Origin of the sequence: Nocardia sp. AB354, from assembly GCF_049538315.1 — a bacterium.
GTDB lineage: Bacteria > Actinomycetota > Actinomycetes > Mycobacteriales > Mycobacteriaceae > Nocardia > Nocardia nova.
The window spans coordinates 216,600-239,555 of record NZ_JBMVFU010000004.1; the positions used below are offsets into that span (position 1 = coordinate 216,600).

Annotated in this window: 22 protein-coding genes; 15 read left to right on the top strand and 7 right to left on the bottom strand. The window is 67.8% G+C overall.

Annotated features, from left to right (window positions below; translation table 11 throughout):
- The first annotated feature begins 33 nt into the window (after positions 1 to 33).
- From ACPCUW_RS07855 to ACPCUW_RS07865, 3 genes are all read left to right on the top strand, one after another.
- Positions 34 to 1,296, top strand: a complete 1,263-nt coding sequence (locus ACPCUW_RS07855; RefSeq protein WP_030514173.1) for an ABC transporter substrate-binding protein — start codon at positions 34 to 36, stop codon at positions 1,294 to 1,296.
- Positions 1,297 to 1,382: 86 nt separating this feature from the next.
- Entirely contained in the window at positions 1,383 to 2,366 is a 984-nt protein-coding gene (locus ACPCUW_RS07860; protein ID WP_051043442.1) for a carbohydrate ABC transporter permease, read from the top strand.
- Positions 2,366 to 3,217 carry a carbohydrate ABC transporter permease gene (locus tag ACPCUW_RS07865; protein WP_423424136.1) on the top strand — a complete coding sequence of 284 codons (852 nt, stop codon included), beginning with the start codon at positions 2,366 to 2,368 and terminating at the stop codon, positions 3,215 to 3,217. The genes ACPCUW_RS07860 and ACPCUW_RS07865 overlap by 1 nt, the downstream gene beginning before the upstream one ends.
- Here ACPCUW_RS07865 and ACPCUW_RS07870 read toward each other — a convergent pair.
- Entirely contained in the window at positions 3,207 to 3,863 is a 657-nt protein-coding gene (locus tag ACPCUW_RS07870) for an HAD family hydrolase (RefSeq protein ID WP_423424137.1), read from the bottom strand. The two genes, ACPCUW_RS07865 and ACPCUW_RS07870, sit on opposite strands and share 11 nt — an antisense overlap.
- Positions 3,857 to 5,035: an MFS transporter gene (locus ACPCUW_RS07875; protein WP_423424138.1), complete on the bottom strand. Its 1,179-nt coding sequence runs from the start codon at positions 5,033 to 5,035 to the stop codon at positions 3,857 to 3,859. Before ACPCUW_RS07875 ends, ACPCUW_RS07870 begins: the two co-directional genes overlap by 7 nt.
- Positions 5,036 to 5,557: 522 nt before the next feature.
- Here ACPCUW_RS07875 and ACPCUW_RS07880 point away from each other — a divergent pair.
- The 3 genes from ACPCUW_RS07880 to ACPCUW_RS07890 all read left to right on the top strand — a co-directional run bounded on the left by ACPCUW_RS07880 (position 5,558) and on the right by ACPCUW_RS07890 (position 8,905).
- Positions 5,558 to 7,858: a transglycosylase domain-containing protein gene (locus ACPCUW_RS07880; protein WP_423424139.1), complete on the top strand. Its 2,301-nt coding sequence runs from the start codon at positions 5,558 to 5,560 to the stop codon at positions 7,856 to 7,858.
- Positions 7,859 to 7,969: 111 nt separating this feature from the next.
- Positions 7,970 to 8,473 (top strand): GyrI-like domain-containing protein, encoded by a 504-nt coding sequence (locus ACPCUW_RS07885; protein WP_063011594.1) that lies wholly within the window; start codon positions 7,970 to 7,972, stop codon positions 8,471 to 8,473.
- A gap of 6 nt (positions 8,474 to 8,479) precedes the next feature.
- Positions 8,480 to 8,905, top strand: a complete 426-nt coding sequence (locus tag ACPCUW_RS07890) for a GyrI-like domain-containing protein (protein ID WP_030514164.1) — start codon at positions 8,480 to 8,482, stop codon at positions 8,903 to 8,905.
- A gap of 192 nt (positions 8,906 to 9,097) precedes the next feature.
- Here ACPCUW_RS07890 and ACPCUW_RS07895 read toward each other — a convergent pair whose 3' ends face one another.
- Positions 9,098 to 10,192: an inositol-3-phosphate synthase gene (locus ACPCUW_RS07895; RefSeq protein ID WP_063011596.1), complete on the bottom strand. Its 1,095-nt coding sequence runs from the start codon at positions 10,190 to 10,192 to the stop codon at positions 9,098 to 9,100.
- Entirely contained in the window at positions 10,185 to 10,742 is a 558-nt protein-coding gene (locus ACPCUW_RS07900; protein WP_036507131.1) for a PadR family transcriptional regulator, read from the bottom strand. Before ACPCUW_RS07900 ends, ACPCUW_RS07895 begins: the two co-directional genes overlap by 8 nt.
- 146 nt (positions 10,743 to 10,888) lie before the next feature.
- On the opposite strand from ACPCUW_RS07900, the gene ACPCUW_RS07905 reads away from it, so the two are divergent.
- The 4 genes from ACPCUW_RS07905 (at position 10,889) to ACPCUW_RS07920 (ending at position 16,807) form a co-directional block, all read left to right on the top strand.
- Positions 10,889 to 11,302, top strand: a complete 414-nt coding sequence (locus ACPCUW_RS07905) for a DUF5318 domain-containing protein (RefSeq protein ID WP_030514161.1) — start codon at positions 10,889 to 10,891, stop codon at positions 11,300 to 11,302.
- Between the two features lie 359 nt (positions 11,303 to 11,661).
- Positions 11,662 to 14,313: a transglycosylase domain-containing protein gene (locus ACPCUW_RS07910; protein WP_423424140.1), complete on the top strand. Its 2,652-nt coding sequence runs from the start codon at positions 11,662 to 11,664 to the stop codon at positions 14,311 to 14,313.
- 29 nt (positions 14,314 to 14,342) lie between these two features.
- Positions 14,343 to 16,058 (top strand): glycosyltransferase family 87 protein, encoded by a 1,716-nt coding sequence (locus ACPCUW_RS07915; RefSeq protein ID WP_423424258.1) that lies wholly within the window; start codon positions 14,343 to 14,345, stop codon positions 16,056 to 16,058.
- Positions 16,055 to 16,807, top strand: coding sequence for an isocitrate lyase/PEP mutase family protein (locus ACPCUW_RS07920; RefSeq protein ID WP_423424141.1), 753 nt, complete (start codon positions 16,055 to 16,057; stop codon positions 16,805 to 16,807). The genes ACPCUW_RS07915 and ACPCUW_RS07920 overlap by 4 nt, the downstream gene beginning before the upstream one ends.
- 141 nt (positions 16,808 to 16,948) lie before the next feature.
- On the opposite strand, the gene ACPCUW_RS07925 is transcribed toward ACPCUW_RS07920, so the two are convergent.
- Positions 16,949 to 18,037: an alkene reductase gene (locus tag ACPCUW_RS07925; protein WP_423424142.1), complete on the bottom strand. Its 1,089-nt coding sequence runs from the start codon at positions 18,035 to 18,037 to the stop codon at positions 16,949 to 16,951.
- A 48-nt stretch (positions 18,038 to 18,085) separates the two neighbouring features.
- Here ACPCUW_RS07925 and ACPCUW_RS07930 point away from each other — a divergent pair, with 48 nt between their 5' ends.
- Positions 18,086 to 18,451, top strand: a complete 366-nt coding sequence (locus ACPCUW_RS07930; protein WP_423424143.1) for a MerR family transcriptional regulator — start codon at positions 18,086 to 18,088, stop codon at positions 18,449 to 18,451.
- A 24-nt stretch (positions 18,452 to 18,475) separates the two neighbouring features.
- On the opposite strand, the gene ACPCUW_RS07935 is transcribed toward ACPCUW_RS07930, so the two are convergent.
- Entirely contained in the window at positions 18,476 to 19,420 is a 945-nt protein-coding gene (locus ACPCUW_RS07935) for a DMT family transporter (protein WP_423424144.1), read from the bottom strand.
- Positions 19,421 to 19,503: 83 nt separating this feature from the next.
- On the opposite strand from ACPCUW_RS07935, the gene ACPCUW_RS07940 reads away from it, so the two are divergent.
- Positions 19,504 to 20,043: a CGNR zinc finger domain-containing protein gene (locus ACPCUW_RS07940; RefSeq protein ID WP_063026064.1), complete on the top strand. Its 540-nt coding sequence runs from the start codon at positions 19,504 to 19,506 to the stop codon at positions 20,041 to 20,043.
- 1 nt (position 20,044) lies between these two features.
- Here ACPCUW_RS07940 and ACPCUW_RS07945 read toward each other — a convergent pair whose 3' ends face one another.
- Positions 20,045 to 21,415 carry a hypothetical protein gene (locus tag ACPCUW_RS07945; RefSeq protein WP_423424145.1) on the bottom strand — a complete coding sequence of 457 codons (1,371 nt, stop codon included), beginning with the start codon at positions 21,413 to 21,415 and terminating at the stop codon, positions 20,045 to 20,047.
- A gap of 260 nt (positions 21,416 to 21,675) precedes the next feature.
- Here ACPCUW_RS07945 and rpsF point away from each other — a divergent pair, with 260 nt between their 5' ends.
- The 3 genes from rpsF to rpsR all read left to right on the top strand — a co-directional run bounded on the left by rpsF (position 21,676) and on the right by rpsR (position 22,950).
- A complete protein-coding gene (gene rpsF / locus ACPCUW_RS07950; RefSeq protein WP_030514152.1) occupies positions 21,676 to 21,966 on the top strand; it encodes a 30S ribosomal protein S6 in 291 nt (96 codons plus the stop codon).
- Positions 21,967 to 22,076: 110 nt separating this feature from the next.
- Entirely contained in the window at positions 22,077 to 22,619 is a 543-nt protein-coding gene (locus ACPCUW_RS07955; protein ID WP_305781009.1) for a single-stranded DNA-binding protein, read from the top strand.
- A 58-nt stretch (positions 22,620 to 22,677) separates the two neighbouring features.
- A complete protein-coding gene (rpsR, locus tag ACPCUW_RS07960; protein ID WP_025353551.1) occupies positions 22,678 to 22,950 on the top strand; it encodes a 30S ribosomal protein S18 in 273 nt (90 codons plus the stop codon).
- Positions 22,951 to 22,956 lie beyond the last annotated feature (6 nt).

The window sequence follows — 22,956 nt, forward strand, 5'->3', positions numbered from 1 at the left end:
CGCGCGCGCGCCGCGTCACGACGCTCGTCCCTCGTGTCCCGCGCCGCACTGGCCACCGCGTCGGTGGCACTGCTCACCGCCGGGTTGACGAGCGCCTGTTCGAGCGGCGACGGCAGCAACCCGACCGGCCAGAACCTGGGCGGGCGCGGTCCGATCACCTACGTCGAGGGTAAGGACACCACCGAAACGGGTGCGGTCAAGCAGCTCATCGACCGGTGGAACGCCGCCCATCCGAACGAGCAGGTGACGTTCAAAGAGCAGTCCAACGACGCCTCCCAGCAGTACGACGACCTGGCCCAGCACATGCGGGCCAAACAGTCCGACTACGACGTGATGGCGCTGGACGTGCCGTGGACCGCCGAGTTCGCGGCCAAGGGCTGGATTCAGCCGCTGAAGGACTCCTTCGCCCTCGACACCTCCACGCTGCTCTCGCCGACCGTCGCCAGCGCGACCTACCAGGGCACCCTCTACGCCGCGCCGCGCAACACCAACGGCGGCCTGCTGTACTACCGCAAGGATCTGGTTCCGAATCCGCCGAAGACCTGGCCGGAACTGCTGGCCGACTGCAATATCGCGCGCGATCACGGAATCGGCTGCTACGCAGGGCAGTTCGCACCCTACGAAGGTCTGACCGTGAACGCGGCCGAGGTGATCAACGCCTACGGCGGCTCGTTCGTCGGCCCGGACGGCAAGACCGCGACCGTGAACTCCCCGCAGTCGCGCGCCGGCCTGCAGGTGCTCACCGACGCCTACAAGAACGGCGACATCCCCAAGGAGGCCATCTCCTTCAAGGAGCCGGAGAGCCAGAACGCCTTCGCCTCGGGCAAGCTGCTGTTCCTGCGCACCTGGCCCAACTTCTACGGTGTGGCCCAGGCCGACTCCTCCGCGGTGAAGGGCAATTTCGGCGTCTCCCCACTGCCCGGTAAGGACGGCATCGGCGCCTCCACGCTCGGTGGTTACAACGCCGCCATCAGCGCCTACTCCAAGAACAAGGCCACCGCGCTGGACTTCCTGCGCTTCCTGATCAGCGAGGATGCCCAGCGCATCGTCGCCGAGGGCGCGTTCCCGTCGGTGCGGTCGTCGATGTACGACGATCCGGCGCTGATCGCGAAGTTCCCGTATCTGCCCGCGCTGAAGGATTCGATCGCCAGCGCTGTGCCGCGCCCGGTGACCCCCTTCTACCCGGCGGTGTCGAAGGCCATCCAGGACAACGCATATGCTGCGTTGACCGGTAAGAAATCAGTCGATGACGCGATCATCGGCATGCAGAAGGGCATCGAGGCCGCCGGCTCCTGACCCTGTCCGCAGTCTGCCCCGTAGGAGAGTTGAACGTGTCGAGTCCTTCGGGTGCGACCGATCTCGCGCCACCCGACGATCTGCCGGTGAGCCCGAAACCGAAGCGCGACAGTAACTCCCGGGGCTTACGGCTCCCGCAGGGGTCGGGCCGCGCGTGGTTGTTCGTCGCACCGGTGCTGGTGGCGCTCGCGGTCGTCATCGGCTATCCGGTGGTGCGCGCGGTGTGGATGTCGTTCCAGAAGGACGCCGGGCTCGACCCCGCCACCGGCATGTTCGTCGAGGGCGGCAGCGCCGGGTTCAGCAACTACACGCACTGGCTGCTGCAGCAGTGCACCCTGCCCGGCGGCGGAACCGAGCCGTGCCCCACCGGCAACCTGGGTTCGCAGTTCTGGGCGGCCATCGGGATCACCCTGCTGTTCACGGTGATCACCGTGACGCTCGAGGCGACCATCGGCCTCGGCATGGCGACCGTGATGGGCAAGACCTTCCGCGGGCGGGCGCTGCTGCGTGCCGCGGTGCTCATCCCCTGGGCCATCCCGACCGCGGTGACAGCCCGGTTGTGGGAGTTCATGTTCCAGTACAACGGCGTGGTCAACCGGGTGCTGCACACGCACATCCTGTGGCAGACCGATCCGTGGTGGTCGCGATTCGCGGTGATCATCGCCGACGTCTGGAAGACCACCCCGTTCATGGCGTTGCTGATTCTCGCCGGACTGCAGGTGATCCCGAACGACGTGTACGAGGCGGCCAAGGTCGACGGCGCCTCGGCATGGCAGCGCTTCACCCACATCACGCTGCCGCTGCTGAAGCCCGCACTGCTGGTCGCGGTGCTGTTCCGGACCATGGATGCGCTGCGCCTCTACGACCTGCCGGCCATCATGATGCAGGGCAACCCGGCGACCCGGACCATTTCGATCCTCGTGGTCGATCAGGTGCGGCAGGGCTCCAACAGCGCGGCCGCGCTGTCGGTGCTCACCTTCCTGATGATTTTCGCGGTGGCATTCGTGCTGGTGAAGATACTGGGCGCCAATGCGGTGGCGACGCAGGAAGAACAGCGGAAGGCACACTGATGACCACTGCTACCTCTGGGCGCAAACCGTGGCGGTCCGCGCGGGTGTACGTCGGTGCGCTGATCGTGCTGGTCTGGGGCCTGGCCCCGTTCTACTGGATGGCGGTGACCGCCTTCCGCGATCCGGACTACACCTTCGACAACACCCCGTGGCCCACCCACCTGACCTTCGAGAACTTCCGCAACGCGTTCGACACCAGCCGCGGCAACGACTTCGGGCGGGCGCTGACGAACAGCGTCGTCATCGGCGCGGCCACCACCGTGATCGCACTGCTGATCGGCATGATGGCCGCTTACGCCTTGGCGCGCATGGCCTTTCGCGGTAAGACCCTAGTCGCCGGCTTGATCCTGAGCGCCTCGATGTTCCCGGTGGTCGTCCTGGTGACGCCGCTGTTTCAGCTGTTCACCAACATCGGCTGGATCGGGCACTACCAGGCGATGATCATCCCGAACATCTCGTTCGTGCTGCCGATGACGGTCTACGTCCTGGCCTCGTTCTTCGCCGAGCTGCCCTGGGAGCTCGAGGAAGCGGCCCGGATCGACGGCGCGAGCCGGTTCCAGGCGTTCCGGCTGGTGATGTTGCCGCTGGCCGCGCCCGCGGTGTTCACCACGGCGATCCTGGCGTTCATCGCCGCGGTGAACGAGTACCTGCTGGCCAGTCTGCTCTCGGTCGACCGGACCGAACCCGTGACGGTCGCGATCGCGCGGTTCTCCGGTAACGATCCGCTGGTGCAGCCGTATGCGGCGATCATGGCGGCGGGCATCATCGTCACCGTGCCGCTGGTGATCATGGTGTTGCTGTTCCAGCGCCGCATCATCTCCGGCCTCACCGCGGGCGGCGTCAAGAGCTAGGGCAGGCGGCGACCGATTTCGTCCCGAGCTGCCTTTCGATATCGGCGGGTGAGCCGGTGTAGTGGAGGGTTCGCAGGCCGAGTCGTGCGGCCGCTTCGCAGTTGCCGGGCCGGTCGTCGATGAACATCACACGACCCGGATCTCCGACTCCGGTGGCGGCCAGGGCATTTCGGTAGGTGTCGAGGTGCGGTTTGTTCATGCCGAGCCGGGCCGAGTAGAGGGCGTCGGTCATCAGGCCGCGCCAGTCGGAGGCGTCGAGCGCGTCGCCGACCGGGTGGGGCGCGTTGGACAGCAAGACCATCGGCAGATCCGCCTGGCGGGCCCGGTGCAGGAGGCTGACGACGCGGTGGTCGGTCCGCGTCCACAACGCGGTGTCGACGGCACGTAAGCGGGTGAGCAATACCGGTTCGGGCCGGCGGCCGAGCACCGCGGTCCAGAAGTCCGTGTCGTCGAACTCGCCGGAATCGTAGGGTTCGCGAGCGCTCCAGAAGGCGGTCTGGAAATGAGTGAGGTCTTCGGTGCGCCATCCGGCGAGTTCGGCGAGACCGCTCCACATGGGAGTGGTCGGCTGCAGGCCGATGACGCCGTTGTAGTCGAAGATGACCGCGTCGAGGTCGGTGGACGAGTGAGACAGAGCGCTTACCACTGATTCTCCAGTGCTCGATGAGACAGAGCGGCCACGCCCGCGGCGAGCAGGGCGGGCAGCACAAGGGCGACGGGCAGGGTCGTGACGGTGGCCATGGCCCCGATGAGGGCCGGTCCCGCGAGTAGTCCGAGATATCCGGCGACGGCCACGGCGGCGACGGCGCGCGGACCTCCCGTGCCGGCCGTGCTGAACAGGGAAGGAATCGTGACGGCCAGGCCGAGGCCGAAGACGGCCCAGCCGGTCAACGCGAACGGCACATCGTTCACCGACACACCGGTGAGAAGTCCGGCCGACGCCAGAATCGCGCCTGCCCGAACGACTTTCGGCGCTCCGAAGCGGGCGGTGAGCCGATCGCCGACGAGGCGTCCGGCCGCCATCGCGGCGCTGTACGCGGCGTATGCGGCGGCGCCGACCGCGGCCGAGGCGTGCAGGCCGGTCAGGTGGACCGCCGACCAGTCGGCCGCCGCGCCCTCGCCGAGCAGACATGCCGCGACCAGTGCGCCCAGCAGCCAGATCCGAGACCGGGACAGTCGGGGCGCACGCTCACCCACCACCGCCCCCGGGTCGGCAACCGGCGAGCCGACACAGCGCGTGGCGGGCGCCGCGGCGATCGTCGCGAGGACGACCGCGGCCGCGGTGATGCCGAAGACGTAGGTGTGCGAAATATGCGCGGCGACAACGGCCATCACCGCTCCGCCCAGCGCGCCGAGGCTGTAGGCCGCGTGCAGGCCGGACATGATCGGCCGGCCGTAGGCGTTCTGGCAGCGCACCGCGGCGGCATTCGCCGCGACGTCCAGTACCCCGTGCGCGGCGCCGAAGCACAGCGCCGCGGCGGCGAGCGCGATCGGCATCCGGCAGCTGCCGACCAGCGCGAGACTCAGGGCCAGACCGACCCCGCCGACGGTCAACAGCTGGGGCAATCGAGCAGGCCGGGCGAGGCGACCGCCGACCTGGAGGCCGGCGACCATGCCGACCGCGGCGGCGAGCAGGACCCCGGCCAGCCCGGCCGTGCCGAGTCCGGCGGATTCCTGGACCGCGGGGATCCGTGTTCCCCAGACGGCCATCACGACGCCGAGGCCGGCGAAGTAACCCGTCAGCAGGCCGCGGCTCCGGACGACGTGGTCGGGTATGTCGAGTACGCGATTCGGAGGCATCGCGATGGTGCGTGTCATGAAGGCTCCATCAGTGCCGCCACCGATTTCGGGGTCGACGACGACCCGCGCGATCGGCGGTGGACGGATATGACGATTCCCGCCTCTTGCCAGGGGCAGAGGCACACGGACGGCGGGGAGAAAGACGTTCGGCGAGTGAGAGGTCGAATGCGATGCGCGACGTTGCACGTGAGCAAAACGGAAGCTACCAGGCAGTTTGTCGAGCTACCATTCGGAACGACCGCTGGTGCCTCACTTCACAAAATGCATGTCGGATGTCTAATTCATCCGTTTCGGTCCCGGCAACCGGGCGGTCGACACGGTGTCGGAAATACGTTGCGTTCTGCCTCTGCTTCATGGCGGCGAGTGCGGTTGCCGACGTGGTTATTCGGCTCACACCGATGCGCCGTCGGCCGGTCGTGACCGGTTTTCGAGCGGGATCACGATTTACTGGGTATTAGCTGTTCTGGTTGACCACCGACCGGCCCCGTAGGCTGGACGGGATCGTTGTTTCTCGCTGGTTCGCCGACGCTCCGGGAGGAGATGATCGTGAGCTCGACCCGCAAACCGCGGCGCGGCCGCCCGGAAACGGCGCCTTATGCCTCGATTGCCGGGTGGAAGCAGCTCGACGGTGTGTCCCGGCCGAACAGCGGGCGTCCCCGCCGCCGCGAGAAACCGGCCGGCGCCCGCGAACGCCCGCCGCGCACACGCGGTCAGCGGATTCGGCGTCTGCTGCTGGCCCTGTTCCTGATCTTCGTCGCGATTCCGTCGTTGCTGTTGGTGCTCGCGTACTGGAGCGCCGAGATACCCGATCCGAGTGCGGTGCAGACCAATCAGATCGCCACCGTCACCGCCGCCGACGGAACGACCGTCCTGGCGAAAATCGTTCCCCCCGAAGGCAATCGCACGCCGGTGTCGCTGTCGGAGGTACCGCAGACCATGCGCGACGCCATGCTTTCGGCCGAGGATCGCGACTTCTACCGCAATCCCGGATTCTCGGCGCCGGCCTTCCTGCGCGCGGCGCGCGACAATCTGCTCGGCCGCGACGACGCGGGCGGTGGATCCACCATCACCCAGCAGTACGTCAAGAACGCCTTCCTCAGCTCGGAGCGCACCCTGTCGCGCAAGATGCGGGAGCTGGTGATCTCGGCGAAGATGGCGCGGCAGTGGAGTAAGGACGACATTCTCGCCGCGTACCTCAACACCATCTACTACGGCCGGGATGCCTACGGGATCGCGGCGGCCGCGCGCGCCTACTTCGACAAACCGGTCTCGCAGCTGACCCTGGCCGAGGGCGCGGTGCTGGCGGCGGTGGTGCGCACGCCGTCGATCCTGGACCCCGAGACGCACCTCGACCAGCTGAAAGCCCGGTGGAACTACGTGCTCGACGGCATGGTCGGGATGGGCGTGCTGACACTCGGCGAACGCGACAAGGTGCAATTCCCGACGATCGCGCCCGCACCCAAACCCGACGACGACGCCGCCCGCGGCCCCGCCGGGCTGATCCGCACCCAAGTGCTGAAGGAGTTGCGCGCGGCGGGGATCAGCGATCAAGAGATCAACACCGGTGCGCTGCAGATCACGACGACCATCGACGCCAAAGGGCAGGAGGCCGCGCTGGACGCGGTGCACCGCACCCTCGACGGCCAGCCGCCGCAGCTGCGCAGTGCGGTGGTGTCGATCGATCCGCGTTCGGGTGCGATCCGGGCCTACTACGGCGGCGAGGACGGAGTCGGCTACGACTTCGCCCAGGCTCCCCTGCAGACCGGGTCCTCCTTCAAGACCTTCGCCGTGCTGGCGGCGCTGCAGCAGGGCTTCACGCTGACGTCCCAGCTGGACAGTTCGCCGGTCGTTGTCAACGGGGTGCGGGTGACCAACGTCGAGGGTGAATCCTGCGGAACCTGCAGTCTCGCCGAGGCCTACAAGCGTTCGCTGAACACCAGTTTCATCCGGCTCACCCAAGCCATCGGGCCCCGGGCGGTGGCCGATGCCGCCCACCAAGCCGGTATCCCCCAGCAGATCCCGGGCGTACCGGGCACCTCACTGTCGGAACCCGACGGGCAGCCGGCGCCGACGGTCGTCCTCGGCGTGTACTCGGTGCGGCCCATCGATATGGCGTCGGCCTATGCCACCATCGCGGCGTCGGGCAGCTATCACCAGCCGTACTTCGTGCAGCGAGTGGTGGCCGGTGACGGCCGGGTACTGCTCGATCGCGGGGCGCCCGGGGGCGGGCAGCTGCCGCCGCCGCAGCAGCGCTTCCCGCGCGGGATCACCGATACGGCCACCAAGGCGATGCAGCCCATCCCGGCGTATTCGAACGGCCACACGCTGGCCGGGCGTCCGTCGGCGGCCAAGACCGGGACGACGCAGCTCGGAGACACCGGCGAGAACAAGGACGCCTGGATGATCGGTTTCACCCCGTCGCTGTCCACCGCGGTCTGGGTGGGTACCGATCAGCCGGAGCCGATCCGGACGGCGGGCGGCGGCATGATCTACGGCTCCGGGCTGCCGTCCGACATCTGGAAGCGCACCATGGACGGCGCGCTCGCCGGCACTCCGGTCGAGCAGTTCGCCAATCCCGATCCGAGCGCCGCGGCCGGGCCGTTCGCGGCACCCCCGCCACCGAATTCGGCGGGGCCGTTCACGGAGCCGGAGCCCCAGACCGCGGCGCCGCAGCCGACCGGGAACGCGCCGTTCGACGTCCTGCAACCGCCGTCGCAGTCGGAGCAGCAGCCGCCGCCGGTGATCGTCATTCCGCCCGCTCCGCCGCCACCGCCACCACCACCCCCGCCGCCGCGGCAGGTGGAGATCTTTCCGGGGCTGACCGTCCCGGTTCCGGGATGACGGTCCGGTCCGGCACGCTGTGATGAAACGAATTGGAGTAATCCGGCCATCATCCAGCACACGCCGATAGGGTGGAACGGGGTTGAACACGAGACATTAGGGGCGACACGGGTGGATTTCGAAGTGGTGGAGCGCCACGAGACACTGGTGGCGGGCACGGTGCTACGCAGCCCGGCGCTGGCGGTCGAGGGACCGCGCCGGCAGAAGGTGGAAGAGGCGTGGAAGCGAACTCTGGCGCGCCGGTTACCCGGCCCGCCGGCGACCGCATATGTCGACCACGCGCCCGAGATCGGTTCCTATCTGACCCATATCGTCGGCTACCGGTGCGAGAGCCTCGACGATCTGCAGCCCGGTGATGTGCTGGCCCGCGTCCCCGCGGCGAAGTTCGCGCGCTTCCTGCGCACCGGCGACAACCTGGGCGACACCATCGTCTCGATCTGGCGCGCGGTCTGGGATCTGGAAGCGGCCGGCGCGCTGGTGCGGGCCTACACCGGCGATTTCGAGCACTATCCGGAGGCGCGCACGGTCGAGGTGTTCGTCGCCCTGCAGAGCGATCCGCTGACCGACGCGTTGAACAACGGTGTGGCCCAAGCCGATTCCGGCGAGAACAGGTAGGGACTCGTGGACTTCGAAATCGTCACCCTGGAACCGAGCCTCGTCGGGGGACTCACCGTCCCGCTGGCCGGGCGCGAGGTGACCGCACGAGATCTGGATCTGGTGAACTTCACCTGGGACCGCTATCTGTCGCGGGAGAAGAACGTCCCGCGCGTCGCGGCCTACATCGGCCAGGACGACCACGCCGTCGCGGTCCTCGGCTACGAACTCGGCGGACTCGACGAACTCGACACCGGCGACGTGATCACCCGCATTCCCGCGGGCCGCTATGCCAAATTCGTCGTCTCCGACAAGCCCTACGATCTGCTCCGCACCGCCTGGGCCAAGGTCGCCAAGGCCGAAAGCGCCGGCACGATCACCCGCTCCCACACCGCGGAGATCGAACGCTACACCGGCCCCACCTCCGTCGAGGTGTACGTGTCGCTCGACTGACCGCCGAACGAAAAGCAACGAATCAGGCTGGGCCCCCGCGATTTCCGCAGGGGCCCAGCCTGATTTCGAAGCCTGATATTCACAGCGACATTCGCGCCTGACGCAACCCCGCACGGGCCGACCTCGAGGAGGTCCCGTTCGCGGCCGGCGAGCCCTAGGGGCCGCGAACCCGCCGAGCGAAGCGAGGCCGAACTACTCAGCGCCGATGATGAACGCTTCCAGCTGGGTGCGCGCGACGTCGTCGGCGAGCTGCTTCGGCGGGGACTTCATCAGGTAGGCCGAGGCCGGGATGACGGGTCCGCCGATGCCGCGGTCCTTGGCGATCTTGGCGGCGCGCACGGCGTCAATGATGATGCCGGCCGAGTTCGGCGAGTCCCACACCTCGAGCTTGTACTCCAGGTTCAGCGGCACGTCACCGAAGGCGCGGCCCTCGAGGCGCACGTAGGCCCACTTGCGGTCGTCGAGCCAGCCGACGTGGTCGGACGGCCCGATGTGCACGTCGTTGGCGCCCAGCTCCTTCTTCAGGTTGCTGGTGACCGCCTGGGTCTTGGAGATCTTCTTGGACTCCAGGCGCTCGCGCTCGAGCATGTTCTTGAAGTCCATGTTGCCGCCGACGTTGAGCTGCATGGTGCGGTCCAGCTGCACGCCGCGGTCCTCGAACAGCTTGGCCATCACGCGGTGGGTGATGGTCGCGCCGACCTGAGACTTGATGTCGTCACCCACGATCGGCACGCCGGCGTCGACGAACTTCTGCGCCCAGGCCGGGTCGGAGGCGATGAAGACGGGCAGCGCGTTCACGAATGCGACGTTGGCGTCGATGGCACACTGCGCGTAGAACTTGTCGGCATCTTCCGAACCGACGGGCAGGTACGAAACCAGCACGTCGACCTTGGCATCCTTCAGCGTCTGCACGACGTCGACCGGCTCGGCCTCGGAGAGCTCGATGGTCTGCGCGTAGTACTTGCCGATGCCGTCGAGGGTCGGGCCCCGCTGGACGGTGACGCCGGTCGGCGGCACGTCGGAGATCTTGATGGTGTTGTTCTCGCTGGCGAAGATCGCATCGGACAGGTCGAATCCGACCTTCTTCGCGTCGACGTCGAATGCGGCGACGAACTTCACATCGCGCACGTGGTACTGGCCGAACTTGACGTGCATGAGGCCGGGCACAGTCGAGTTCTCGTCTGCGTCCTTGTAGTACTGCACGCCTTGGACCAGCGAGGAGGCGCAGTTGCCCACGCCGACGATGGCCACGCGAATCTCATTGGCAGCCGGGTTGACATCACTCATGGCCGACATTTCCCTCTTTCTGTGGTGCCGCCTTCATTGATTGCTCCGCTGCAATCAACTCGTTGAGCCAGCGCACTTCGCGCTCGCTTGATTCGAGACCGAGTTGATGGAGCTGGCGGGTGTAGCGATCCAGTGTTCCGCTGGCGCGTTTGATCGCCTCCCGCAGTCCTTCTCGGCGCTCCTCGACCTGCCGTCGTCTGCCCTCGAGGATCCGCATCCGCGCCTCGGCGGGGGTGCGGCTGAAGAAGGCGAGATGAACGCCGAAGCCGTCATCGGTGTAGTTCTGCGGGCCGGTATCGGCGAGCAGTTCACCGAACCGCTCTCGACCCGATTCGGTCAGTTGGTAGACCCGGCGGGCCCGGCGGGTGACCGCGCCGGCCGGACTCTCCTCGGCGATCAGACCGTCGGTCTGCATGCGCCGCAGCGTCGGGTACAGCGACCCGTAGGAGAAGGCCCGGAACGGTCCCAACAGGCCCGTCAACCGTTTGCGCAGCTCGTAGCCGTGCATGGGTGACTCCAGGAGCAGCCCGAGAATCGCGAGTTCGAGCACGGGCCTCACCTCCTGACTGTATTGAACAGACCTAACCGATGGATGCGATTACAAACTATATCGGACCGATATAGTGAGTGGAAAGGAACGTGTGGCTTCTCTCGGTGGCATGCCGTGTCCCCGCCGACGCAAGTACTCTGGGACCCGTGCGAATTCAGCGGCAGGTGGTCGACTATGCGCTCCGGCGCAGGTCGCTGCTGGCCGATGTCTATGCGGGCCGTGTGGACGTCGCCGAGGTATGTGATGCGAATCCGTACCTGCTGCGTGCGGCGAAATTCCACGGGCGGGGGAGCGAGGTCACCTGTCCGATCTGCCGAAAAGAGCAGCTCACGCTCGTTTCGTGGGTCTACGGCGACGGATTGGGACCGATCGCGGGTTCGGCCCGAACCCCCGAGGAACTGGTGCGGCTGGCCGAGACTCGGGAAGAGTTCTCGGTGCACGTGGTCGAGGTGTGCCGGACCTGTAGTTGGAATCATCTGGTGCAGTCGTATGTGCTGGGGCACACCCCGGCACCGCGGCGCCGTCGTGGTGGCGGCGCTCGTCGGACTGCCGCCGAATGACGGGCACACTCGACTGATATGTGGAGCGGTTCCCATACCGGCCGACGACGGCCGCGCACGCCCGCACCGAGCTATCCGGACCGTATCGAGTTATGGAGATCCAGGCTGTGACTTCGCCTTACGACGATGGACCGAACGGCGGTCGGCCCCCGCGCGGCCCGCAATCCGGACCCGGTGGTCAACCACCGCGTCCGGCAGGCGGCAACCCGCCCGGCGCCCGGCCGCTACCGCCGCGTCGCCAGGCACCGCCCCCGGGACCGGGCGGTCCCCGCGGCGGCCAGCCGGGCGGACCGCCGAATCCGGCCGGTGGCCCACCGCGACGCCCCGGGCCGCCGCCCGGCGGTGACCGCACGCCGCCGATGCGCGGCCCGGCCGGTGGCCCGCCACGGACGGGCGGGCAGCCCACGGTGCGCGGCGGTCAGCCGAATCCGGCCGGTGGCCCGCCGCGGCGTCCCGCGAACCCGGCATCGCGTCCGGGTGCGGGGGCAACGCAGAAGATCGCCAAACCGGGCGAGCAGAAACCTCAGGCCACCCAGAAGATCGCGGCCGGAACCCTCGGTGAGGCGATGGCGCAGCGCGGCCCGCGCTCGACCGCGGCCAACCGGTCGGCTCCCGGTGGCGCCGGGACGCGCCCCGGATCCGGTCCGGGCACCGGCGGACGCCGCGCGGTCGCCGGAGGTACGCCCCCGTCGGGTCCGCCGCCGCGCAAGGGCAACGGCGGCGGTGACGGTCCGGGTGGATCGGCGGGCAGGGGCCCGAAGACCAAGAAGAAATCGCCGTGGCGCATCGTGCGCCGAGTGATCTATGTCCTGGTGGCATTGGCCATCGTGGTGCCGAGCGCGGTCTTCCTGATCGCGTACACGACGGTCTCGATACCCCAGCCGGGCGACCTCAAAACCCCTCAGGTCGCCTCGATCCTGGCCTCCGACGGCACCACGCAGATCAGCAGAATCGTTCCGCCGGAAGGCAACCGGACCGACGTCACCATCGACCAGATCCCGCCGCACGTGCGCAATGCGGTGATCGCGGCCGAGGACCGGGACTTCTACTCCAACCCGGGCTTCTCCATCAGCGGTTTCGCCCGCGCCGCGCGCGACAACCTGATGGGCAAGGACACCGCCGGTGGTGGTTCGACGATCACCCAGCAGTACGTCAAGAACGCGATGGTCGGCAATCAGCATTCGCTGAGCCGCAAGATGCGCGAGCTGGTGATCTCGGCGAAGATGGCGCGGCAGTGGAGTAAGGACGACATCCTCACCGCGTATCTGAACACGATTCCGTTCGGTCGCGGCACCTTCGGTATCGACGCCGCGGCCAAGGCCTACTTCGGCAAGTCGGTCGAACAGTTGACGGTCGAAGAGGGCGCGATGCTGGCCGCCACCATCAACCAGCCGTACGGCCTGGACCCGGAGAACAACCCGAAGGGCGCCGAACAGCGCTGGAACTACGTCCTCGACGGCATGGTCAAGGCCGGTTCCGTACCCGCCGCCGAACGCGCCAAGATGGTGTATCCGAAGGTCCTGCCGTCCAGCGCCAACAGCGACAGCGAGAACAAGACCGCGGGCCCCAACGGCTTGATCAAGCGGCAGGTGCTCAGCGAGCTGTCCGAGGCCGGTATCAGCGATACCCAGCTGAACACCGAGGGCCTGCAGATCACCACGACGATCGATCAGAAGGCCCAGCAGGCGGCGATCGATTCCGTGCACAAGAACATGCAGGGTGAACGCGACGAGGTCCGGACCGCGGTCGTCTCGGTCGATCCGAAATCCGGTGCGGTGCGCGCCTATTACGGTGGCGACAACGCGACCGGCTGGGACTTCGCCAACGCCGGGTTGCAGTCCGGCTCGACCTTCAAGGTCTTCGGCCTGGCCGAGAATCTGGAACTCGGCAAGCCGCTGTCGACGATGTACGACAGTTCCGATCTGACCGTCAACGGCATCAAGATCACCAACGCCGAAGGCGAAACCTGCGGTACCTGCACCATCGCCGAGGCACTCAAGCGGTCGCTGAACACCAGCTTCTACCGCATGGAACTCGATATGCCGGACGGCCCGGCCAAGATCGCGGCGATGGCGCATCGGATGGGCATCCCCGACACGATTCCGGGTGTGGGCCAGACCCTGACCGAACCCGATGGTTCCGGGCCCAACAACGGCATCATCCTGGGTCAGTACCAGGTGCGGCCGCTGGATATGGCCTCCGCGTACGCGACCATCGCGGCCTCGGGTGTGTATCACAAGCCGCATTTCGTGCAGAAGGTCGTCACGGCCGACGGTCAGGTGCTGCTCGACCGCGGACAGGTCGCCGGGGAGCAGCGGATCTCCGCAGCGGTCGCCGACAACCTCTCGTCGGCTATGCAACCGATCGCCGCATCCTCCCGCAACCACGGCCTGGCCGGCGGCCGGCTGTCCGGCTCCAAGACCGGTACGACCCAGCTCGGTGACACCGGTCAGAACAAGGACGCGTGGATGATCGGCTTCACTCCGTCGCTGTCGACAGCGGTCTGGGTGGGTACCGCGGACGGTGTCGCGCTGAAGACGCCCGGCGGCTCGATCATGTACGGCTCCGGCCTGCCGTCGGATATCTGGAAGGACACCATGGACGGCGCGCTCGAGGGGACGCCGAAGGAGAACTTCCCGAAGCCGGCCGCGATCGGCGGTCAGGCCGGTGTGCCGTCCTTCTCGGCGCCCTACACCGCGCCGAGCACCACACAGCAGGAGTATCAGCCGCCGGTCGTGGTGAAGCCGTCGCAGGTCGAGATCCTGCCGGGCATCACCATTCCGGTGCCGGGCATCCAGCCGAACCCGCGCTCACAACCGCAGCAGAACCAGCCGCAGTCGCAGGACACGGGGCCGCTGCCGGGGCAACCGGTGGCGCCCGCCGACGGCACGTCACCGAGCACCTCCAACTCCGGTGACACCAGCGGCAATTCACGGTCCCAGCGTCCGGGTGCGGGCGTCGGCAACAGTACCGACGGGACAGGAGACGGGTACACCAACAGTCACCGGTAGCCTCGGGTGGCGTGAGTGAACAACAGCCGGTGGCGGCCTCGACGTTCGGTGACGAAGGTGTCGAGACCGCCACCGGTTTCGTTTCCGCGGCGCCCCTCGCGGCGGATCGGAGGTCGGCGGCCCGCCGGGACAAACCCAGCCGCACCGATTCGATGACCGCGCAGTTGAGCAGCACGATCGGCGGCCCGGTCGGCGACCACGCCCTGATCGGCCGGGCCCGCTTCTGGACTCCGCTGCGCATCCTGCTGGCCTTCGCGGTGGTGTTCCTCGCCTTCGGCTGGGCCGGTAAGGCCGGCTGCATCCAGCAGACGACCACCTCGGAGGGCCATCTCACCCTCGACTGGAACAACGGCCGCCAGTACGTGGCCATGTGCTACTCGGATACGGTGCCGCTCTACGGCGCCGAGCATCTCGACGAGGGCGCGTTCCCCTACAAGAAGAAGTGGACCGAGGTCGGTCCCGACGGCAAGCTGCAGACCCGGTACATGGAGTATCCGGTGCTGTCGGGCCTCTACCAGTACCTGGCGATGGAGGTCGCCAACATCTGGATGTCGCTGCCGTTGCCGAAGGCGCTGTCGGTGGTGGTGTATTTCAACGTCGTCGCCGTGGGACTGGCACTGGCCTGGCTGGTGACGGTGTGGGCGTCGGCGATGCTCTCGGGCCGCCGCATCTGGGATGCCGCGCTGGTGGCCCTCTCACCGCTGGTGCTCGTGCACATATTCACCAATTTCGACGCCCTGGCAACGGCTTTCGCGGCCACGGGCCTGCTGGCGTGGGCCAGGCGGCGACCGGTCCTGGCCGGGATACTGCTCGGGCTGGGCGGTGCGGCCAAGCTGTATCCGCTGTTGCTGCTGGGCCCGATCGTGGTGCTGTGCCTGCGCGTCGACGGCCGCGGCCGCTTGCCGGGCCTGCGAGAACAGCTGCGGCGCAACGGCAACAACGTGATCGCCGCGCTGCGCGACTATCTGGCCGGGGCGCGGATCAGCCCGCTGCGCGCGGCGCTGGTGACGGTGGTGTCGGCGGTGCTGGCCTGGCTGGCGGTGAATCTGCCCATCGCCGTGCCGTTCACCGAGGGCTGGTGGGAATTCTTCCGGCTCAACAGTGAACGCCATGCCGATCCGGATTCGCTCTACAACGTGGTCACCTCCTTCACCGGCTGGCAGGGGTTCGACGGTCCACTCGCCTCCTCCGACACTCCGACCGCACTGAATACGGTGTCGCTGGTGTTGTTCGCGGCCGCCTGCGCGGTGATCGGCTACATCGCGCTGACCGCCGCCCGCCGGCCCCGGGTGGCACAGCTGGCCTTCCTGGTGGTGGCGGCGTTCCTACTGACCAACAAGGTGTGGAGTCCGCAGTATTCACTGTGGCTGGTGCCGCTGGCGGTGCTGGCCCTGCCGCACCGGCGAATCCTGCTGGCATGGATGACGATCGACGCGCTGGTGTGGTTCCCGCGCATGTACTACTACCTCGGCACCGAGGACAAGGGCGTCCCCGAACAGTGGTTCACCAGCGCGGTCCTGATCCGCGACCTCGCGGTCGTGGGCCTGTGCGCGTTGGTGGTCCGCCAGATCTACCGGCCCGACCTGGACCTCGTGCGAAGCGACGGCGCCGACGATCCGGTGGGCGGAATCCTGGACCGCGCGCAGGACCCGGCGCTGCCGTGGTTGCCGTCGGCCCTGCAACCCAGGGCGCCGTATCCGGCCTCTGGCGCGAACACCCGCTCATGGGCCAGGATCGACACATGACCGCATTGAGCGAGCAGGCGACCACCTTCCTCGAGTTGCACCGCCCCGGCGACCCGGCGATTCTGCCGACCGTCTGGGACGCGTGGTCGGCGAATCTGGTGCAGGCGGCCGGTTTCGCCGCACTGACCGTCGGCAGCCATCCGCTGGCGGATTCGCTGGGCAAATCGGATCAGGAGGGGATGACCTATCCCGAGTCGATGGCCCGGGTTCGCGAAATCACCGCGGCCGTGGACATTCCCGTCTCGGTCGATATCGAATCCGGCTACGGCCTGAAGCCGGCACAACTGATCGACGGGCTGCTGGAGGCGGGCGCGGTCGGCCTCAACATCGAGGATTCGGTGCACAGCGAGGGTGGCCGCCTGCGTGATCCGAGCGAGCACGCCGACTTCGTTGCCGGACTGCGGCAGGCGGCCGATGCCGCCGGTGTGCACGTGGTGGTCAACGCCCGCACCGATCTGTTCCTGCGCGAGGACCAGAACACCCCGGATCGCGTGGAGCGGGTGCTGGAGCGGATGCGGCTGGCGGCCGACGCGGGTGCCGACGTGCTGTATCCGGTGGGCCAGCGCGATCCGGAGATCCTGCGCCGGCTCTGTGCCGAACTTCCGTTGCCCGTCAACGCCATCGGTCTGCCGGATCAGGGCGATCGGGCGTGGTTCGCCGAATTGGGTGTTGCCCGAGTCAGTTTCGGGCCTTTCCTGCAACGCGCACTGAGCACCGAGGCGAACCGGTTGCTGGCCCGCTGGCAGTAATCCCGGAACCCCGGCACCGAACCGGGTGCGGTTCTGTGACAATGGAACACGCCGATGCCCGTCGCAACGCATGCCACGAAGCCCGAGATGAGCGAGCCGACGGCATGCGAACGGGGCGGTCATCGGCGCTGTGATCGCCGTTCAAGCGACCCACTCGTCGCGGTCGGTCCAGGACGGGTAGTCCGTGTATCCGATCGGTCCCCGGCCGTAGAGACCATCCTCGCGCACCGGTGCCGGCGCTCGCCCGTGCCGAATCCGCGACACCAGATCGGGGTTTGCGATGAAGGCGCGCCCGAAGGACACCAGATCCGCTCGGCCGTCGGCGAGTACCCGCTCGGCCGCCGCCGGTGTGGTCGGCGCGCGGTTCTCGCCGACATTGGCGATGAGTGTGCCGTTCCAGCGCGGGCGCAGATCGTCGAGCGCCGGATAGTCGTCGTTGTCGGTGAGGTGCAGATAGGCGAGATCTCTCCCGGCGAGTTCACCCACCAGGGCGCGATAGAGCGGCGCCGGATCTGCCTCGCGCATCCCGAACTGCGGATTACCCGGGGACAGCCGGATCCCGACTCGATGCGAACCCGCCACCGCGGCAACGGCATCGGTGGCCTCGAGTGCGAATCGCATGCGATTGGAGATCGTGCCGCCGTATTCGTCGGTGCGCAGATTGGTGTTGTCGGCCAGGAACTGATGAACGAGATAGCTGTTCGCCCCGTGGATTTCGACACCGTCGAATCCGGCGGCGAGCGCGTTGGCGGCGGCATCGGCGTAGTGCTGGACGGCCTGTGCGATCTCGGCGCGGGTCATGGCACGGGGGTGCGGCGCCGGGGCCTTCCCGCCGTCGAGCAGGTGGACCGGATCGGATGCCGGCACCGCGGACGGACCGGCCGGCAGGGTGCCGTCGATCCGGGCGAGCGGATGGCCCCACCGGCCACCGTGCATGAGCTGGGCGAAGATCCGGCCGCCCGCGCCGTGGACGGCGTCGGTGACCCGGCGCCATTCGGCGATGTGCGTCTCAATAGCCAGGCCCGGCACCCACGCCTCGCTCTGCCCGCTGGAATGCGGCCAGATGCCCTCGGTGACAATGAGTCCGGCCTCCGCACGCTGGGCGTAGTAGGTCGCCACATCGGCGGTGGGTGAACCGTCGGGACGGGAGCGCAGCCGAGTCATCGGCGCCATCACGACACGATTGGGCAGATGCAGGTGGTGTGCGTGATAGTCGGTCAGCAACAGCATGCGCGTACCGTAGAACCTGACATCAATGTGAGGTGCAAGGAGAAACCGGTGCGCATCGGTGAACTGGCACGACGCACGGGCGTCAGCGTGCGGTCGTTGCGGTACTACGAGAGCCAGGGTCTGCTCGCCTCGACCCGGACCTCCGGCGGTCAGCGCGAATACCGTGAGCAGGCCGTGGACCGTGTCGTTCGCATTCAGGAGATGTTCGCCGCGGGATTGCACAGCCGCACCATCGCCGAACTGCTCCCGTGCATCAACGACACCGACGGCACGCCCGCGGCGACCGCGACACCGTGGCTCACGGAAACCCTTGCCGCCGAACGCAAGCGCATCGAGACGTGCATCAAGGATTTGGTCCGCACCAGGGACGTGCTCGACGGCGTGATCAGCGCGGCGCAGGGCGAGCCGCAGTAACGCCCGGTCGGGCGCGCCCGCACGTCAGGCGGCCACGCCCGCCCGATGCTCCCGGACACCGCCGGGTACCGGCGATGTCGGCTCCCCGGCCGGCGCGGCATCCCGCCGGGTTCCGGACCGCAGCGAGGCCAGCACCATCCCGATCAGGCCGACGCCGAGGCCCGCAATCGTCGGCGGGCGCAACGGTTGTGCGATCAGCAGCCAGGCCAGCACCGCCGTGACCAGCGGGGTGACGAAGAACAGCTTGCCGACACGGGTGGCGTCCCAGCGCCGCAGCATGGCGTTCAGCAACAGGAAGCACGCGACGGCGTTGATCGCCACCATCCACACCAGCGAGCCGGCGAACCGAAGGGGATCGGCGATATGGGTACTGCCGCTCGCGAGCATGAAGATTCCGGCCACCGGCGCGCTGACCAGAACGTGCACAGCGGTATTGGTGCGAGGGTCGACCTGCGGCGCGAAACGCTTCTGATGGACCGTGCCGAGACTCAGGCCCAGCAGACCGAGCACACACAGCACCACACCCGTTGCGGAGAAATGGGATTGATCGAAGACGGCCAGTCCGACCCCGATGCCGCCGACACCGAATCCGATCCATTGCCGCACGGTGACCGACTCCCCGAGCACGGTCCCGGCGAACAGTGCGATCACCACCGGATTCAATCCCTGTACCAGGGAGATCACCGCCGCGGACACATGATCGGCCATGGCCGTGTAGAAGGCCCCGAACTGCACCATTTGCATGAGCAAGCCGGCGACGGCGACATGCAGTAGTTCCCGGCCACGCGGCCATGTCGCCCGCACGGCAACGGCATACGCGGCCAAGGCCACCCCGGCGAAGGCGAAGCGTGCGAACAGCACCACCATCGGCGGCGCCGAGCCGACGCCGATGACGCCGGCGATGAACGCGCTACTCCACATCACGACGAAGGCCGCGGGCGCGGCCGTCTCCATCAGTCGGTTCCGCACGACGCCTCCCAAGTAACCGCTTCAACTGGTTATCAACCCTGACATCGGCACAACTAACCTGTCAAGGGGGTTACGATGGGGAGGTGTTCACCTTCGTCAGCGGCAACCTGGCCCTGGATTTCGCCGGCACGGTCCAGGAGCGCAACGCCGGTTTCATCGATCTGCTGACGGCTCCCGCCGCACTCGACGAATGGCTGATCGCGGCCGGACTACTGGACTCCGCGGCACAGTGCGACGCGGCCGCGCTCGCGCGGGCGGTCGAACTGCGCGAAGCGGTGTACCGCCTGGCCCTGGCCACGAGCGTCGGCGAGCCGTGGCGCGATGCCGACCGCGTGCTGGTGAATCGGATCGCCGACGGGCCGAAACCCTCGATCGCCCTGCGTGCCGACACCGGCGTGACCCGGCGCGGCGATTGCGATCACGCCCTCGCCCGGATCGCGACCGAGGCGATCGAACTTCTCGGCGGACCCGATCGCGATCGGATCAAACAATGCGGCCGCGACACCTGCACACGCCTCTACCTCGACACCTCCCGCGCGGGCTCGCGACGCTGGTGCGATATGACGCTGTGCGGCAACCGCGCCAAGAGCGCGTCGTTCCGCGCTCGCCACGGCAAGCCGTAAGTCACCGCGCGGGAACGAGTTCGCGTGTCACCGGCGACACCATCGGCCGATATCCGCGCGGCCGGGCGCGGACGAACGCGAAGAAGAAGAACACCAGCAGTATCGCGCGTCCCCACACCCCGAACTGCACGAGCTTCTCGTAGAAGTCCGCACCCGTCCCGCTGCCCAGGGCATGGAAGTAGCGGAAGACCCCGATGCCGAGCGCCAGATCGGCCAGCAGATAGGCGCCGATCGCCGCCCACGGCACCTCGAGCAGGACGAAGAACGGCAGTATCCACAGCGTGTACTGCGGTGAGTGCACCTTGTGGAACAGCAGGAATCCACACAGCATCGCCGCGCTCACGCCCACCCACGGGTAGTAGCCGAGTGCGGGAAAACGCTTCCACCCCAACCAGATAGCCAGCGCGAACGAGACGACCACCAGGATCGGCGAGGCCGTCGCCACGACGTCCTGGAACGACGCCTCCCCGCTCTGCCCCTGCGCGAACATCGGCCGCAGTCCCCAGTACCAGACGGAGTTGGTGGTGATGTCGGCCTGGCGCATCTGCTGAAAAATGAACGAGGCCCGCCAGCCGTCGTAGCCGAGCAGCGCGAAGGGCAGGTTGATCGCCGCCACCGTCGCGATCGCCGCACCCGCGGCCGCGAGCGCACCGCCCGGGTCGTAGCCGCGGCGGGGGGTATCCGGCCGCGGCTCGCCGAGGTCCGGCTCGCCGAGAAATATGTGGAGCATCAGCGGCAGCACGAAGATCCCTGGATACAACTTCAGGCAGAACCCGATGCCCAGCAGGACCGCCGCGACAATTCCCCTGGTGCGCAACGAATATCGAGTCAGCGTCGTCATCACGTAGACCGCGCCGACCGCCGTGCACACCACCGGGAGTTCCCAGTTGTGGAAGGCGTAGAGCACCAGCGGCGGGCCCACCGACCACAGCAGCGCGACGGCTCCCGACATCCGGCCCAGCATCCAGGCGGTCAGCAGGGCGAACGGCGCCAGCAGCAGGGCCGAGTGCAGCAGGAAGCCGGCGTCGTCGTGCACCCCGGCCGCGCCGAGCCACATCAGCAGTCCGCTTAGCACCGGATATTCCACGGCGCCACCGGTCAGCGTGCCGTCGGGGGTGATGCCGCCGCCGACGTACGGAAACAGATGCTCGTCGATGCCGCGGCCGAGCCAGAGGAACTGGATGTCCGAATAGCAGACCTCGGCATCCTTGATGCGGTCGAAGATCAGACTGCGCCCGTCGCCGTCGAACGGCGCGCCCGCGCAGCGGGCCTTGTTGAGATAGGCGAAGATCAGCGTCACCGCGCAGGCCAGCACCGCGGCCGCGGCCGCGACCCGGCCGGTGGCGCGCGCCCGGACTACGGCATCGGCCACGCGGCCACCTCCGCAGCCACGCCGTCGCCACCGCCGGAGTTTCCACGATCGGCGGATCGAATCGGCATGTGCACCACGATAGGTGGGCTACCCCGCGGACGGCGTTATTCCCCGGGAAGGAGACCCATTTCGCACCCGGTGCCCCGGATTCGGGTCCGGACCGGCCGTTCATGTAGCCTTGTCGGGTTGCTGACGCAACGACCCCTCCTGCCACGGAAAGTCCGTGGCCGTTCACAGTCCACAGGAGGTGATGGGTTCCCGTGCGTCATTACGAAGTGATGGTCATCCTCGATCCGAACCTGGACGAGCGCACTGTCGGTCCGAACTTGGACAAGATGCTCAGTGTGGTCTCGCAGCAGGGCGGCAAGATCGACAAGGTCGACCTCTGGGGCCGCCGCCGGCTGGCCTACGAAATCGAGAAGCGCGCCGAGGGCATCTACGCCGTCGTCGACCTGACCGCCGAGCCGGCCACGGTCAGCGAGCTCGACCGTCAGCTGGGCCTGAACGAGTCGGTGTTGCGCACCAAGGTGCTGCGGCAGGACAAGAAGTAAGGTCCCTGGCATACCTGCCGGAAAGCAAACCGCACTTGTCGTTGCCTGGCCTTAGGCTCTAGCGCAACAGGCGAGTGCACAGCTGATCGCACCGGAGACCAGGAGGAACCATGGCAGGCGACACCGTAATCACCGTCATCGGCAATTTGACGGCAGATCCGGAACTTCGATTCACGCCCGCGGGCGCGGCGGTGGCCAATTTCACCGTCGCTTCGACTCCCCGGGTGTTCGACCGCAACGCCAACGAATGGAAAGACGGCGAGGCACTGTTCCTGCGCTGCAACATTTGGCGTGAGGCCGCGGAGAATGTCGCCGAGAGTCTGACCCGAGGCGCTCGCGTGATCGTGAGCGGACGGCTCAAGCAGCGCTCCTACGAAACCCGCGAGGGTGAGAAGCGCACGGTCGTGGAACTCGAGGTCGACGAGGTCGGTCCCTCCCTGCGCTACGCGACCGCGAAGGTCAACAAGACCTCGCGCGGCGGTGGCGGCGGCGGTGGTTTCGGCGGCAATTCCGGCGGCACTGGTGGGGGCTTCGGCGGCTCCAACGGTGGCAGTCGCGGCGGACAGGGTTCCGCCGGCGACGATCCGTGGGGCAGCGCTCCCGCGGCCGGCTCCTTCGGAGGCGGCCAGATGGACGACGAACCGCCGTTCTGAACGGCTCACATATCGGGGCCCGCGCTATGCGGCTCCCAGGCAAACGGAGTGAAGACCCATGGCCAAAGCACCGGCACGCGAAAAGGTGCTGAAGAAGAAGGCTTGCGCGTTCTGCAAGGACGACAAGAAAGCCAAGAAGGACGGCTCGGGCACCGGGGCCGTCATCGACTACAAGGACACGGCGTTGCTGCGCAAGTTCGTCAGCGACCGCGGCAAGATCCGCGCCCGCCGCGTCACCGGCAACTGCGTGCAGCACCAGCGGGACATCGCCGTCGCGGTGAAGAACTCTCGCGAGGTTGCGCTGCTGCCCTACGTGTCCACGGCTCGCTGAGAACGG

Coding starts and splice junctions, on each gene's coding strand:
- ACPCUW_RS07955 (WP_305781009.1), top strand. CDS start 22,077: ATGGCAGGCGACACCGTAATCACCGTCATCGGCAATTTGACGGCAGAT.
- ACPCUW_RS07875 (WP_423424138.1), bottom strand. CDS start 5,035: ATGACACGCACCATCGCGATGCCTCCGAATCGCGTACTCGACATACCC.
- ACPCUW_RS07920 (WP_423424141.1), top strand. CDS start 16,055: ATGACCGCATTGAGCGAGCAGGCGACCACCTTCCTCGAGTTGCACCGC.
- rpsR (WP_025353551.1), top strand. CDS start 22,678: ATGGCCAAAGCACCGGCACGCGAAAAGGTGCTGAAGAAGAAGGCTTGC.
- ACPCUW_RS07910 (WP_423424140.1), top strand. CDS start 11,662: ATGCGCGGCCCGGCCGGTGGCCCGCCACGGACGGGCGGGCAGCCCACG.
- ACPCUW_RS07925 (WP_423424142.1), bottom strand. CDS start 18,037: ATGCTGTTGCTGACCGACTATCACGCACACCACCTGCATCTGCCCAAT.
- ACPCUW_RS07895 (WP_063011596.1), bottom strand. CDS start 10,192: ATGAGTGATGTCAACCCGGCTGCCAATGAGATTCGCGTGGCCATCGTC.
- ACPCUW_RS07865 (WP_423424136.1), top strand. CDS start 2,366: ATGACCACTGCTACCTCTGGGCGCAAACCGTGGCGGTCCGCGCGGGTG.
- ACPCUW_RS07880 (WP_423424139.1), top strand. CDS start 5,558: ATGATCGTGAGCTCGACCCGCAAACCGCGGCGCGGCCGCCCGGAAACG.